Genomic DNA, 13,638 nt, shown 5'->3' with positions numbered 1-13,638 from the left:
AAATGATGCTTGGTAGAATTTTGAACGGTTATTATTCTGATCTTGACGGAGATTATTATATTACAACGAATCCTTTAGTTAGAGATGGTATAGCTTTGCTTTATTGGATTGGGTTTACTTTAATTATTTTTGATAAATTTTTGGGACTAGATAATCCTATTAAAGTTTTTATGGCACTTTACGATATGTTTCATAATTTAGGCGGTTTACAAGGGTTTGGGATTTTGATTATTTACTTTTTCTTTACTAGCTTTATTTTTGGTTGGCTTCCAAGCATGTTTACATTAAGAATTTTAAAAATTTTAGAAAACTTATCTGGTAAATAAATAACTATTTAAATAATGAGGCTTATTTGTGTTAATTACAAGGAATAAAATAATGAAAAAAATAATTAGTTTTGTGTGTGTTAGTGTTTTAGGTTTTGTTTTGGTGGGATGTGGTGATAAAAACACAATTATTTATGATTTAAAAACAGGTAAAGCAACAGCAAGTGGTTTTGATTCTCAAGCTCCAGATTTAACTGGAGTTGGTTATATGAAAATAATGAATGAGATTAGTAAAAATTGTAATCTTGATACTGTAACACTTGCTATAAATTTAAATACTGATGGTAAATACACAACAAAAGTTTGTAAAAACGGCATTACTTACAAATTAATTAATGCTAAGTAAAAAAGAAAGGGGTTAAATAATGAAAAAAATAATTAGTTTTTTTTGTATTAGTGTTTTAAGCATGATGTTGGTTGGTTGTGGTGATGATGAGTTTGTAAAATTTGCTAAAGAAGCAATAAAAGATCAAAAAGAATGGGCTATGCTTTATGATTTTAAAAATAACAAATTCTATCAGTATCATACTTATTCAATTCGTAAAAATCAAGAACCATCTTTTATAATTGATCGTGAATTGAAAAATTGCTCAGTTTCAAAAGAAGAAATAAATAAAGTAATATTATCTGACGATTCAATTAATTTAACTTGTGATTCATACTTTGTTGGTGATTTAAAAGTAAAAGTGAAAATTGTTGGTAAAAAATCATCATATGATCAAAATATTCTTGATAATGATTTTAATTATCTATTTAACTTTAACACTAACAAAGTATATTATAAAATTTCAGGTGATACAGATGAGCAAATGAAAAAAAATGCAGAAAAAACAAAAAGTTCATGTCACTCAAAAGATAAAGAAATTTATGACGATTGCGGTCTCTTTAATTCAAGAGAGAAAATAATTGGTTTATAAGTAATAATAAAAAGAGGGGATTCCCTCTTTTTATAAAATTGTTGGGAGTTTTACCTTTTTATTTTGTATATGTTGTATATCTTCTTCTTTTTCAATTTTAAACTTATTTAATAAATACTCTTTTTCTTTCAAATTACATTTTTTAGTAATTTCACTTCTGCTAAAATATAAAAAATAACTTATTTTATAATAAGTTAGCTTTAATTTTTTATTTTTATTAAATAATGTAATTATGTTATTTTTTAAGGTATTAATGATGTTAAAAAAGGGTTTTGAAAGGAAAAAATGGTCGGCGAGAGAGGATTCGAACCTCCGACCCACTGGTCCCAAACCAGTTGCGCTACCAAGCTGCGCTACTCGCCGTTGGAAGCGCATAATACTGCGCTTCCTAAAAAGTGTCAATACCTACGATAAAAATTTATATCTGCTATGTCTTTATTTCGATAAAGGTGCTGGTGTTTTACCAATTCGTTGATAAAATTCAATGACAAAATTTTCGTAACGTTTATTCGCAACAGCTTCACGAATTTCAGCCATTAAACGTTGATAATAACGTAAATTGTGGATGGTATTTAGTCGTGCACCTAAAATCTCACCACACTTATCTAAATGATGAAGATATGATTTAGTATAATTTTTGCAAGTATAACAATCACAATGAGGATCAAGCGGAGTAGTGTCGTCTTTATATTTTGCATTACGAATTTTAATTACACCATTTGTGACAAATAAGTGACCATTACGTGCATTACGGGTTGGCATCACACAGTCAAACATATCAATACCTCGACGTACACCTTCAACTAAATCTTCAGGTTTACCCACGCCCATTAGGTAACGAGGTTTATCGGCTGGTAATTGTGGGCAAGTACCCTCCAAAATGCGATGCATATCAGCTTTAGGCTCTCCAACAGCTAATCCACCAACAGCATAGCCATCAAAGCCTATTTCGGTCAATCCTTTAATTGAGATATCACGTAATTCTTGATGTATTCCGCCTTGCACAATACCAAAGAGTGCATTTTTGTTGCCTAATTCATCAAAACGCTTTCGGCTACGTTTAGCCCAACGTAAAGACATTTCCATTGATTTTTTGACATAATCCCAATCAGCAGGAAACGGGGCGCATTCATCAAAAATCATCACAATATCAGAACCAAGATCATATTGAATTTCCATTGAAACCTCAGGTGATAAGAAAATCGAATCACCATTAATCGGATTACGGAAATAGACACCTTCCTCTTTGATTTTGCGGATATCACCTAAACTAAAGACTTGAAACCCTCCCGAATCGGTCAAAATTGGGCCATGCCACTGCATAAAATCATGTAAATCACCATGTTTTCGCATGATTTCTTGTCCAGGCCTTAACCATAAATGGAATGTGTTGCCTAGTAATATTTGAGCTCCAGTTGCAGTAATCTCTTCAGGGGTCATACCTTTTACCGTGCCATAAGTACCAACAGGCATAAATGCTGGTGTTTCAACGGTATATTCAACTCCACGACGATCGAATTTCATACGTCCTCGACGAGCAAGCCCATCGGTATTGTCTAGTTCAAATTTCATTTTTTTGTTAACCTCTTGCGACCAAATAAACAGTTTGGCGCGAATTATTGTTATAATACGTCACCGTATCATTAATTTTCGGTGTTAGTTTATCGTGCTAGGCATCAATAAACAATATTTGAAAGGATTTAAGACATTTGAAGCATATTAATTTATTTTTAATATCATGTTTTTCAATTAGTTTATTAGTTGGTTGTCAAAACTTCAATAATGAAGTTGCGCTAATTATTACATCAGACAAAATTAAACATTTATCTGAACAAGACATCGAGGCTATTGGAGCACAAGCGTGTGCTGACTCAGATAAACGATCTGTTATTGCTAATGAAAGTAGTTGGCTTACCCAAAAACTTGAAAAACTAACTCAAACGTTGCCTAAAAAGATTAATGATATTGAAGTAAATTACAAAGTTTATTTAAATACTGATCCTAATGCATGGGCAACAGCTAATGGTTGTATTCGCATAAACAGTGGATTAATAAAATTATTAAACGATAATGAATTACAGGCAGTTTTAGCTCATGAACAAGCTCATATTGCTCTTAAGCATGCTATAAAATCATTTAAACTAGCCCCTTATGTTGGGATAACCAATAAAGAGGTAATAGTTCTTGTTAAAGAAGATATTGCTCAACAATATGAGTTTGAAGCCGATCATTATGCCTTGGAATTATTAATGAGCAGTAATATTAACCCAATCGGGCTTGTAACTATGTTAAAAAAAATGCCGATTCATTCAAAAACAAAAACATCGCATCCATCAAATACAAAACGTATTGATCGTATTTTAGATCAATTAGGCAATAAATAAGTATTTATATAGATAAGCTTAATATAGCCATAAAGTTTGAACTTAGCTTAATTACATTGGATATTTATTTGATATTTATTAATATTTATTACTTTTCGCTGTAATAAACATAGCATCACCATAACTAAAAAATCGATAGTTTTCTTTAACAGCATGTTGGTAAGCTTTCATGGTGTTTTCATAACCAGCAAAGGCAGAAACAAGCATAATCAAAGTTGATTCAGGTAAATGAAAATTAGTTATGAGCGAATCAATGACCTTAAATTGATACCCCGGATAAATAAAAATTTGGGTATCGGCAAAAAAAGGAGCTATTTTTCCTGTGTTTTGTGCTGCACTTTCTAAAGCTCGAACAGAAGTTGTTCCCACAGCGATAACTTTTTTGTTTCGTGCTTTACATGCTAACACCGCTTCCACAACAGTTTCTGGCACTTCAGCATATTCAGAGTGCATAATATGGTTTTCAATGTTTTCAACCCTAACTGGTTGGAATGTTCCTGCTCCAACGTGTAAAGTGACAAATGCCATTTCGACGCCTTTCTGTTTTAGTTTTTCTAATAAAGGTTTATCGAAATGAAGACCCGCCGTGGGTGCAGCAACGGCTCCTGGCACTTTACTATACACTGTTTGATAAACTTCACGATCTTGTTCATTATCTGGGCGATCAATATATGGCGGTAATGGAATATGACCTATCTTATTTAAAACACTAAGCACATCGTCAGGAAATTGCAATTCAAATAAAGCATCGTGGCGTGTTAGCATGGTAACCTTAATAGGGTCATTTTCACCTAATATTAGTTCAGCACCTGCTTTGGGTGATTTTGAAGCTCTAATATGCGCTAGAGCTCGGTTATTATCTAATATTCTTTCAATTAATATTTCAATTTTTCCACCTGAAGCTTTTTTTCCATATAAGCGAGCAGGAATAACTTTAGTATTGTTGAAAATAAGTAAATCACCCGGATTGATTTTATCGATAATATCAGTAAATACATTATCTTCAACTTTACCTGTATGGCTATCAAGAGATAAAAGTCGGCATGCACTTCTGTTTTTTGAAGGATGTTTGGCAATTAGTTCTTTAGGAAGATAAAAATCAAAATCGGATAGTTGCATAATCGTGTTCCTCAAAAATGAGGCATTAGTCTAAAGCCCGGATATTGTCTAATCAAGCAATTATTTGTTGATTATTATAAAAGTTACGTTAAAATTTAAATTGTCTAAAGAAATTAGGCATTTGACATTTATATTAATATAAGGAAAAGAGTATGAATAAACATCAAAAAACATTGTTAGTTGCACTACCTCTAGTTGCAGCAATGTCACTCGTTGGTTGTAAAAATATGAGCGCAGATGACTTAACTAGCCTTGGCATGAAAAGTTTGCAAGCTGCTACTCTAAGTGATAATGATGTTAAAGCATTAAGTCAACAATCATGTGCTGAAATGGATGCTCAATCAAGAATTGCTCCAGCAAAAAGCGCTTATACTAAACGATTAAATAAAATTGCAAAAACACTTGGTAATAATCTAAACGGTACACCAATCAACTATAAAGTATACATCACAAAAGATGTTAATGCATGGGCAATGGCTAATGGTTGTGTTCGTGTATATAGTGGTCTAATGGATATGATGACTGATAACGAAATTCAAGGTGTTTTAGGTCACGAATTAGGTCACGTAGCTTTAGGTCATAGTAAAAAAGCAATGCAAGTTGCTTATGCGACTGAAATTGCACGTGATGCAGCAGCAGCATCTGGTAATGCAAAAATTGCCGCTCTATCTAAATCTAGCTTAGGCGCTTTAGCATCAGCAGTGATTAATTCTCAATTTTCACAAAAACAAGAACAAGATGCGGATAACTATTCTTTCGATTTCTTAGTTAAGAAAAAAATTAATCCAGTAGGTCTTGCAACTGCATTTGATAAATTAGGTGGCGGTGACGCTTCAATCTTAAGTAGCCATCCATCTTCAACAGATCGTGCAAATAATATTCGTAAAAAAATCGCTGAACTTAAAAAATAAGCACAGTAATTTTTAATCAAAAGCGCTATTAATGGCGCTTTTTTTATTTGTTACCAATAAAATAAAATTTGAAGACGAAGCTAAGATTTAAAAGTTTCAAGGCGATTATTGATAATACATTGATCTTTAACCATTTCAAATGAAACCAAAACCCCTTCCAAATTAATACCTAGAGTAATCAAAATGTTATCGAAAACATAATAGTAACGCATGTGCTCTTCATAGATATGATCTTTAAATCTATAATTATGATTAAACTGATTGGTTAACTCAAACGGCTGACCAATTTTAAAGTCAAAACCAAGAAAATCTAAAATTTGATTTGCTTTATCACATAAGAAAGTGTTGTCTATAACTTCATCAATTGATAATGCCTCAACATTATCCGAAATATAAAAAAAGAGAATTTGATAACCACAGACTTTTCCTATTCCTGAAATATCACCATAACCGAAGTCTTCGATAATACGATACTCATCTAAATTAAAAAAAAGATCGATATCAAGTGTGGCGAATCTTGTTATTTGATACATACCAGCTAACTTACTATTAAATTTTTAGTTTTGAATGTTACTGAAAAAAGTTATTAACTCTTTACAAAGTTGCAAGTAATTTTCTTTTTAAAATAAGTCGAAGATCATCGCCCACCATAGCAATCGATTCAAATTGAAATTGTGGTGCTAATGAAAGCTTTTGCAGATTTGGCAATATACACATATCTAACGCATTATGACCAAGTAATTTTGGTGCATAATAAATAATTAATTCATCCACTAAATCTTGTTCTATTAGAGCTCCAGCCAGATGAGCACCAGCTTCAACCCAAACCGAATTTATTTGTTTTTCGGCTAATAATGCAAACAATTTAGATAAATCTATTTGTTTACAACTAGATGATTCTATAATTAATTTGGTATTTTGTTTTGCAATAAGGTTATCTTTTTTTCGTACTATCCATGTTTCACCTGGCTGATTGAAAATATTTTCAGTACCTGTTAGCTGAGCTTGACTATCAATAATTACACGAATAGGTTGCCGGATTTTTTCTGGTAGGTAGATTTTTTTTATTTCATCAGGTAATTCGTTATATCTAACTGTTAAACTTGCATTATCAGCTTGCACAGTCGCACGAGTACTTAAAATACAGCTTGCTTGAGCTCGGAACTGTTGCACATCTTCTCTTGCCTTATTTGATGTTATCCATTTGCTTTCACCAGATGCCATGGCAATTTTACCATCTAATGAGGCGGCTAGTTTAAGTTGAATATAAGGCAAACCTGTTCGCATGAGTTTTAAAAAGCCTTTATTAATAGCTTCTGCTTGCTCAGTTAAAACGCCAATGGTGACATCTATTCCTGCTTCTTTTAAGCGTTTAATACCATTACCTGCAACATTAGGGTTAGGATCTTGCATCGCAATTACTACACGAATGATGCCAGCTTTAATAAGCGCATCAGCACAAGGAGGTGTTCGACCAAAATGACTACAAGGCTCTAATGTCACATAAGCTGTTGCGCCGATTGCCTCATCACCAGCCATTTTTAGTGCATGAACTTCGGCATGAGGCTCACCAGCTTTTTGGTGATAACCTTTGCCAATTATTTGATCATCTTTAACAATGACACAGCCAACATTAGGATTTGGTGTTGTTGTAAAACGACCAAGCTTAGCCAAATCAATGGCTTGTTGCATATAGAAGTGATCTTTATTGCAAATTGCAGTCATATTGTTGATTATTTTTGTTGTAACTTAGCAATTTCATTACTAAATTGTTCGATATCGTCAAAACTAAAATAAACCGAAGCAAAACGAATATAAGCAATTTTATCTAGATTTTTAAGTTCTTCAATCACATAGTCACCAATTAATTTTGCTGGAACTTCACGTTCACCTGTTGCTCTTAGTTTAGATTTTATACGTGTAATCGCATCTTCAATGGCATCAAAACTCACTGGACGTTTTTCAAGAGCCCTTTTCATACCATTACGTAATTTATCTTCATTGAATGGTTCGCGAACTTTATTGCTTTTAATGACATTAGGCATAATTAATTCAGCAACTTCAAATGTAGTAAATCTTTCATTACATTCAACACATTGCCGTCTACGTCGGACTTGAAATCCTTCACCAACAAGACGTGAATCGATCACCTTTGTATCATCTGCATTACAAAAAGGACAGTGCATAAATGTATCCTTATGGCAACAAAATAATCATTACAATATCTGAAAATTTTGATTTAAACAAGGGTCTAATTGTTATGACGTTAATCATTATACTAGAAAAATAGGTATGGTTTATTCACCTTAAATGTTAGTTTTATCATCGATAGTATTAAAATACATGATGATGAAGATTCACCAAACATTCAAAAATTAGCCACCTATTTGGTGGCATAAAACACTTACCAATTTAATTTAATGAGAAAATCTCTTAATTTAGCAAAATCATCAGGCATACAATGAGAAAGCAATGTCATATCAGCTCGCTCTGCTAACTCTTTAGGCAATGGAACTGATTTACCTAAAATATCTTCAACCACTTCTTTAAATTTAGCAGGATGTGCCGTACCTAAAAATAGTCCATATTCACCCTCTTGTAACTGATCACGCAGTGCTCGATAAGCAATTGCACCATGAGGTTCAGATAAGTAACCTTTTTGATCAAGTTCACAAACAGTTTGCTTAGCAACTTCATCCGAAACAGTAGCATGACCGAGTGATTTAAGATCCCATCCCTCACGCTTATAAATCTCTTCGATACGTGGCCAGTTATTTGGTTGACTTACATCCATTGCATTCGATAATGTTGCAATGGTTGTGTGAGGTTCCCACTTACCGGTTTCTAAATAACGAGGTACTGTATCATTGGCATTCGTTGCAGCAATAAAGCGTTTAATAGGTAATCCCATTGTTTTCGCAAGTAGACCTGCTGTTAAGTCTCCAAAATTGCCACTTGGCACAGAAATAACCAGCTGTTCACGTTGGGTTGATGTGAGTTGTGCAAAAGCTTCAAAATAGTAACAGATTTGTGCTAATAATCGGCTAATATTAATTGAGTTAGCGGAGTTTAAACCTATTGTTTTTTTCAAATCTTCATCATCAAATGCCTTTTTAACTAAGGCTTGACACGCATCAAAGTCACTTTGAATAGCAATTGTATGTATATTATCACCTAAAGTACAAAATAACTTTTCTTGTAATGGACTAATTTTACCTTCTGGGTATAAAATCACGACGCGAATATTTGGTAAATGATAAAACGCATGAGCAACAGCCGCACCAGTATCGCCAGAAGTAGCAGTCAAAATAGTAATTTTTTTGTCAGCAGCAACTTGCACTAAAGCTTGCGCCATAAAGCGCCCACCAAAATCTTTAAATGCTAATGTTGGTCCATGATATAGTTCTAATGAACCAATATCTGCTTCCACAGAAGTTACTGGAGCAGGGAATTGAAATGCATTTTTAACAAGTCTATGCATATCATCACAGCTAATCTCATCACCAATAAAAGCAGATAAGATCTTGGCACTTCGAGTAATGAAATCAAGTTTTAATAACGACTCAATTTCGGATGATGAAAATTTAGGTAATTGTTGAGGAAAAAATAAACCTTGTCCTCTTCCTAATCCTTGTTGAACTGCTTGTGCAAAGCTAACTTGCTGGGAATGATCTTTTAAGTTATATAATTTCATAATATTTTCCGGTTATCTTTATGCTGTAATATTTCACTCTTCGTAATATCAACTTGTTCAATAATAGTTGGCATTTTTGTTATATTTAACTCTACTTTTTATAGTAAACATTAAATAACTCTTGTTCCTTGAGTATCAATTTTACAAATATGAGTAAAACCTTCATCATTTTGCAAATAATATTTTTTAAGTAATAATTCAATTTGCTGAGCTGTTTCAAGTTTATCTGCAATCACAAACATTGTTGGCCCTGAACCTGAAATCCCCGATGACAAAGCACCAAGTTGCTTAACCCGTTTTTGAGTTTCATCAAAATTAGGTAATAATTGTTTACGATAAGGCTCAGCAATATTATCAAAAAGCATTGTGGCAGCCAGCTTAGGTTGTTTGGTATAACAAGCATGCAAAAATCCCCCCACATAGCGACCATGTGCTACACAATCAGACCTTTGATATTGAGCAGGTAAAATTGCACGAGCTTCAGCCGTTGATACCTTTATTCCTGGATAAGCCATCACCCAATACCAATCATCAAAATGCGGAATCGACTCACTAATAATACCCATCTCATTAAGAATAAGTTGCATCCCACCTAAATAGCATGGTGCAACATTATCATAATGCACACTGCCCGAAATACGACCTTCAAGTTCTCCCATCATGGATAACATTTCAAATTCATTAAAAGGTTTATCAAAAAACTCATTTAATGCAACCAATGCACCAACTACTGAGCACGCACTTGAACCTAAACCAGAGCCAATTGGCATATTTTTTTCAAGAGTCATACTAACAGGTAAAGTTTTCCCCATTGCTTGACAAAATCGCTGCCAACATTGAAATACAATATTACATTTTGGATCACGTGGTAGCTTTTTGACAAATTGACCTTTGCTAGTAAGGGAAAATTCGTTAGCAGATTTAACAGTAATACAGTCACCAAGCATAGCGCCACTAATCGGGCTAATTGCTGCGCCCAATATATCAAAACCAACGCTAATATTAGCCATTGATGCAGGCGCATAAACAGTTAAAGATTTATGACTCATTTAACCTCCGATTTTACCTGATGTTGTACGTAAAATATCAGCAAAAACACCTGCTGCAGTAACATCATTACCAGCACCATAACCACGTAATACAAGAGGAATAGGTTGATAATAACGAGTATAAAAAGCTAAGGCATTTTCGCCATTTTTGACTTTATAAAGAGGATCTTCGCTATCGACAGCTTCAATTCTAACACTGCATTGATGGTTTTCTATGCTACCCACATAACGTAGAACTTTACCTTCTTTTGCTGCTTGTTCAGATTTTGCTTTAAACTGTGCATCTAACTGCGGTAATTTGGTCATGAAATCATCAATGCTACCTTGTGCATATTCAGGAGGTAATACGGATTCGACATTGATTTGATCCAATTCTAATTGTAAACCTGATTCTCTAGCTAAAATAAGTAACTTTCTAGCTACATCGGTTCCAGATAGATCGTCTCGAGGATCAGGTTCAGTAAAACCTTTCTCTTTAGCCAATTTAGTTGCTTCAGACAGTGACATGCCTTCGTCAAGTTTACCAAATATAAAAGAAAGCGATCCAGATAGAATTCCCGAAAACTTGATTAACTCATCACCTGCATTAAGTAGATTTTGAAGATTTTCAATTACCGGTAACCCTGCCCCTACATTGGTATCATATTGGAATTTACGCTTACTTTTTGCAGCTTCTTGGCGTAAGCGTAAATAGTAGGCCATTGAGCTGGTATTTGCTTTTTTATTTGGTGTAACGACATGAAAGCCATTAGCTAAAAAATCAGCGTATTTGTCAGATACTTCGCTACTAGAAGTACAATCAACAAGAATCGGATTAAGTAATCGATTAGATTTGGCAAACTCAATAATACTATCTAATGAATATTTAGTATCACTCTGTTTGATTTGATCACGCCAATTACTAAGATCAATACCGTCTCTATTGGTTATGCTGTGTTTAGAGTTAAACAAACCACATACTCGCAAATCAATCTGTTTGTTTTTAAGCCATTTCTGTTGACGTCCAATTTGGTCGACAAGCGCACCACCGACCCCACCAACACCAATAACAAAGACATCAAGCATTTTATCAGTACCAAATAACATCTGATGCGCAACACGAACGCCCATTACAGCAACATCATTATCAACTACAACTGAAATTGAACGTTCAGATGAACCTTGTGCTATAGCAACAATATTAATATTAGCTCTGGCTAATGCTGTAAAGAAATTAGCTGATAAACCTCGTAAGGTACGCATACCATCGCCCACTACAGAGATAATAGCAAGCCTTTCCATCACCTCGATCGGTTCAAGTAATCCATCTTTTAATTCTAAGAAAAATTCATCACTTAAAGCTTCTTCTGCACGATAAAGTTCTGTTTGTGGCACACAAAAACTAATGCTGTATTCAGATGATGATTGAGTAATAAGTACAACTGAAATGCCAGCATAAGACATTGCAGAAAACACACGTGCCGACATACCAACCATACCTTTTAACCCTGGACCTGAAACATTGATCATTGCCATGTTATTTAAATTGGTAATACCTTTTACAGGTGTGGTTGAGTCAACAATATTAGCACCAATTAATGTGCCTGGTGCATCAGGGTTATTTGTATTTTTGATTAAACAAGGAATCTGAAATTGGGCAATAGGTAAAATAGTTCTTGGATGAAGTACTTTTGCTCCAAAATATGAAAGTTCCATCGCCTCTTGATAAGACATTGTTTTTAGTAATTTGGCATCTGGTACAATACGGGGATCACAAGTATAAACTCCATCAACATCGGTCCATATTTCACAGCTATTTGCTCTTAAACAAGCTGCTAATACGGCTGCAGAATAATCAGAACCATTTCGTCCAAGCACAACTAATTCACCTTTTTCATTACCAGCGGTAAAACCGGGCATTAGAATAAAATTGTCTTGTGGAATGTGCATTTCAGCAATTCGATGAGCCGATTCAGGTATATTAACAGTCGATTCTAAATAACCACCTTCTGCAATAAGCATAGCAACAGGATCTATTACCGTGATTGTATGGCCTCTTGCTTTGAGAAGTTCTTGCATAATAGCAATTGATAGCTTTTCTCCACGACAAATAATTGATGCATTGATACTATCAGGACATTGACCGAGTAAACGGATACCTTCAAGTAATTGCTTAACATGCTTTAATTCATTAAGAGCAAAATGCTTCATCTCTTCATAAGCAAAATTAGGGTGAGCTTTTGCAAGACCTGCTAATAGATCTGCAAATATCTTTTCAGCATCATAAATGTTACTTTTGATATCTTGCCCAGCAACCGTTTTTTCAACCATGGCTACTAAATGGTTGGTAATTTTAGCAGGTGCCGATAAAACAGTGGCGGTTTGCTCTTGTTTAGCATTATTTTCAATAATTTCTGCAACTCGCAAAAAGCGTTCTGCGTTAGCAACAGATGTTCCTCCAAATTTTAAAACTTTCATATCACACCTTACTTATTATCTTAGTTTATGCCCATTACTATCTATAATTATAGTTTTTAGAACTTATTTATAATCTTGTAGTCTTATCATGCTAATTCTGTTTTTAATTTTTTTGCACAGGTTAACTACTTTATTTCCATGCAAAATAAAAAACCCGCCTTTAGGGGGCGGGTTTTTTAATATTTATTGAAAAAATCAACCCGCCCTAGATAGCATAATAGTACCTAAGGTGCTAATAATTCCTGTCATACTAACTAAAATTATCATGATTTTCCCTAAAAAATATTTAATTAAACTAAAAAACAAAACAGCCCAACATTTTCATGTCAGGCTGTAATTTTAAAAAACCTTTTTGCTATTTTCGTATTCATTAACAACTTTATTCAATGCTTGATATATGCACTTTTCATCTTGTTTTTTTAATGCTTCATCTAAAATATTAAGATACGATAACATTAGCTTTTGATTATCTTCGGCAAATTGCGGCGATACTTCTTGATCTTCATATAACATAACATACGTACGAGCAAATCCAAAAATCAAAAAATAAACCGATGCATTTTTTGGATCTTCTTGAATTAATGCTCTCATTGCCTTTCTTAACTTTACATAACTATCAGTACCAGGCAAACTTGTCGCAAATGTTTTCGTTACTTCAGAAAATGTCATTGCCATAAACCTCAATCAAAATCACAAGAAGAAAGAATAACAACCCATTAGCATAAGTGCAAGTCTATTTTGTTTGCCAAACAAATTTTTTTAATTTCTACTAAAAATCAAC

General features: G+C 33.7%; 14 protein-coding genes and 1 tRNA gene. 5 read left to right on the top strand and 10 right to left on the bottom strand.

Going from position 1 to position 13,638, the window contains the following annotated elements; all coding sequences use genetic code 11:
• The first annotated feature begins 2 nt into the window (after positions 1-2).
• Genes ACGH6S_RS07970 through ACGH6S_RS07960 form a run of 3 tightly spaced genes read left to right on the top strand, consistent with a single transcriptional unit; the run spans position 3 to position 1,243 of the window.
• Entirely contained in the window at positions 3-326 is a 324-nt protein-coding gene (locus tag ACGH6S_RS07970) for a hypothetical protein (protein WP_143421966.1), read from the top strand.
• 52 nt (positions 327-378) lie between these two features.
• Positions 379-672, top strand: a complete 294-nt coding sequence (locus tag ACGH6S_RS07965) for a hypothetical protein (protein ID WP_065589874.1) — start codon at positions 379-381, stop codon at positions 670-672.
• Positions 673-691: 19 nt separating this feature from the next.
• The gene (locus tag ACGH6S_RS07960; protein WP_065589873.1) at positions 692-1,243 is read left to right on the top strand and encodes a hypothetical protein; all 552 of its coding nucleotides are present in this window, start codon (positions 692-694) and stop codon (positions 1,241-1,243) included.
• A gap of 286 nt (positions 1,244-1,529) precedes the next feature.
• Here ACGH6S_RS07960 and ACGH6S_RS07955 read toward each other — a convergent pair.
• Both ACGH6S_RS07955 and tgt read right to left on the bottom strand, forming a co-directional pair.
• Positions 1,530-1,606, bottom strand: a tRNA-Pro gene (locus ACGH6S_RS07955).
• A gap of 72 nt (positions 1,607-1,678) precedes the next feature.
• Positions 1,679-2,815, bottom strand: coding sequence for a tRNA guanosine(34) transglycosylase Tgt (gene tgt / locus ACGH6S_RS07950; RefSeq protein ID WP_411578601.1), 1,137 nt, complete (start codon positions 2,813-2,815; stop codon positions 1,679-1,681).
• Positions 2,816-2,952: 137 nt separating this feature from the next.
• On the opposite strand from tgt, the gene ACGH6S_RS07945 reads away from it, so the two are divergent.
• Positions 2,953-3,627, top strand: coding sequence for a M48 family metalloprotease (locus tag ACGH6S_RS07945; RefSeq protein WP_174798918.1), 675 nt, complete (start codon positions 2,953-2,955; stop codon positions 3,625-3,627).
• A gap of 78 nt (positions 3,628-3,705) precedes the next feature.
• On the opposite strand, the gene queA is transcribed toward ACGH6S_RS07945, so the two are convergent.
• Positions 3,706-4,746 carry a tRNA preQ1(34) S-adenosylmethionine ribosyltransferase-isomerase QueA gene (gene queA / locus ACGH6S_RS07940; protein WP_174798917.1) on the bottom strand — a complete coding sequence of 347 codons (1,041 nt, stop codon included), beginning with the start codon at positions 4,744-4,746 and terminating at the stop codon, positions 3,706-3,708.
• A 152-nt stretch (positions 4,747-4,898) separates the two neighbouring features.
• Here queA and ACGH6S_RS07935 point away from each other — a divergent pair, with 152 nt between their 5' ends.
• Entirely contained in the window at positions 4,899-5,657 is a 759-nt protein-coding gene (locus tag ACGH6S_RS07935) for a M48 family metallopeptidase (protein WP_174798916.1), read from the top strand.
• An 80-nt stretch (positions 5,658-5,737) separates the two neighbouring features.
• Here the strand turns inward: ACGH6S_RS07935 and ACGH6S_RS07930 are convergent, their stop codons facing one another.
• The 7 genes from ACGH6S_RS07930 to ACGH6S_RS07900 all read right to left on the bottom strand — a co-directional run bounded on the left by ACGH6S_RS07930 (position 5,738) and on the right by ACGH6S_RS07900 (position 13,526).
• Entirely contained in the window at positions 5,738-6,190 is a 453-nt protein-coding gene (locus ACGH6S_RS07930; protein WP_174798915.1) for a hypothetical protein, read from the bottom strand.
• 61 nt (positions 6,191-6,251) lie between these two features.
• Complete coding sequence (gene ribD, locus ACGH6S_RS07925; RefSeq protein ID WP_174798914.1) at positions 6,252-7,382, bottom strand: bifunctional diaminohydroxyphosphoribosylaminopyrimidine deaminase/5-amino-6-(5-phosphoribosylamino)uracil reductase RibD; 1,131 nt, start codon at positions 7,380-7,382, stop codon at positions 6,252-6,254.
• An 8-nt stretch (positions 7,383-7,390) separates the two neighbouring features.
• Positions 7,391-7,843 (bottom strand): transcriptional regulator NrdR, encoded by a 453-nt coding sequence (gene nrdR, locus ACGH6S_RS07920; RefSeq protein WP_065560389.1) that lies wholly within the window; start codon positions 7,841-7,843, stop codon positions 7,391-7,393.
• Between the two features lie 218 nt (positions 7,844-8,061).
• Positions 8,062-9,351, bottom strand: coding sequence for a threonine synthase (thrC, locus tag ACGH6S_RS07915; protein WP_034914088.1), 1,290 nt, complete (start codon positions 9,349-9,351; stop codon positions 8,062-8,064).
• Positions 9,352-9,461: 110 nt separating this feature from the next.
• Complete coding sequence (thrB, locus tag ACGH6S_RS07910) at positions 9,462-10,400, bottom strand: homoserine kinase (protein ID WP_065609156.1); 939 nt, start codon at positions 10,398-10,400, stop codon at positions 9,462-9,464.
• On the bottom strand, positions 10,401-12,857 hold the full coding sequence (thrA, locus tag ACGH6S_RS07905; RefSeq protein ID WP_411578600.1) for a bifunctional aspartate kinase/homoserine dehydrogenase I: 2,457 nt from the start codon (positions 12,855-12,857) through the stop codon (positions 10,401-10,403). It lies immediately after the preceding gene.
• A gap of 339 nt (positions 12,858-13,196) precedes the next feature.
• Complete coding sequence (locus tag ACGH6S_RS07900) at positions 13,197-13,526, bottom strand: hypothetical protein (protein ID WP_034914101.1); 330 nt, start codon at positions 13,524-13,526, stop codon at positions 13,197-13,199.
• Positions 13,527-13,638 lie beyond the last annotated feature (112 nt).

Origin of the sequence: Gilliamella sp. BG3 (assembly GCF_046635605.1) — a bacterium.
GTDB classification, from domain to species: domain Bacteria; phylum Pseudomonadota; class Gammaproteobacteria; order Enterobacterales; family Orbaceae; genus Gilliamella; species Gilliamella bombi.
The sequence above is the reverse complement of the archived record's forward strand: the minus strand, read 5'-3'. Positions and strand labels throughout refer to the sequence as shown.

Excerpts from the sequence above, each read along its gene's own strand:
- thrC (WP_034914088.1), bottom strand. The coding sequence starts at position 9,351 with ATGAAATTATATAACTTAAAAGATCATTCCCAGCAAGTTAGCTTTGCA.
- ribD (WP_174798914.1), bottom strand. The coding sequence starts at position 7,382 with ATGACTGCAATTTGCAATAAAGATCACTTCTATATGCAACAAGCCATT.
- ACGH6S_RS07965 (WP_065589874.1), top strand. The coding sequence starts at position 379 with ATGAAAAAAATAATTAGTTTTGTGTGTGTTAGTGTTTTAGGTTTTGTT.
- ACGH6S_RS07970 (WP_143421966.1), top strand. The coding sequence starts at position 3 with ATGATGCTTGGTAGAATTTTGAACGGTTATTATTCTGATCTTGACGGA.
- ACGH6S_RS07935 (WP_174798916.1), top strand. The coding sequence starts at position 4,899 with ATGAATAAACATCAAAAAACATTGTTAGTTGCACTACCTCTAGTTGCA.
- ACGH6S_RS07930 (WP_174798915.1), bottom strand. The coding sequence starts at position 6,190 with ATGTATCAAATAACAAGATTCGCCACACTTGATATCGATCTTTTTTTT.
- thrA (WP_411578600.1), bottom strand. The coding sequence starts at position 12,857 with ATGAAAGTTTTAAAATTTGGAGGAACATCTGTTGCTAACGCAGAACGC.
- tgt (WP_411578601.1), bottom strand. The coding sequence starts at position 2,815 with ATGAAATTTGAACTAGACAATACCGATGGGCTTGCTCGTCGAGGACGT.
- nrdR (WP_065560389.1), bottom strand. The coding sequence starts at position 7,843 with ATGCACTGTCCTTTTTGTAATGCAGATGATACAAAGGTGATCGATTCA.
- thrB (WP_065609156.1), bottom strand. The coding sequence starts at position 10,400 with ATGAGTCATAAATCTTTAACTGTTTATGCGCCTGCATCAATGGCTAAT.
- ACGH6S_RS07960 (WP_065589873.1), top strand. The coding sequence starts at position 692 with ATGAAAAAAATAATTAGTTTTTTTTGTATTAGTGTTTTAAGCATGATG.
- ACGH6S_RS07900 (WP_034914101.1), bottom strand. The coding sequence starts at position 13,526 with ATGACATTTTCTGAAGTAACGAAAACATTTGCGACAAGTTTGCCTGGT.
- queA (WP_174798917.1), bottom strand. The coding sequence starts at position 4,746 with ATGCAACTATCCGATTTTGATTTTTATCTTCCTAAAGAACTAATTGCC.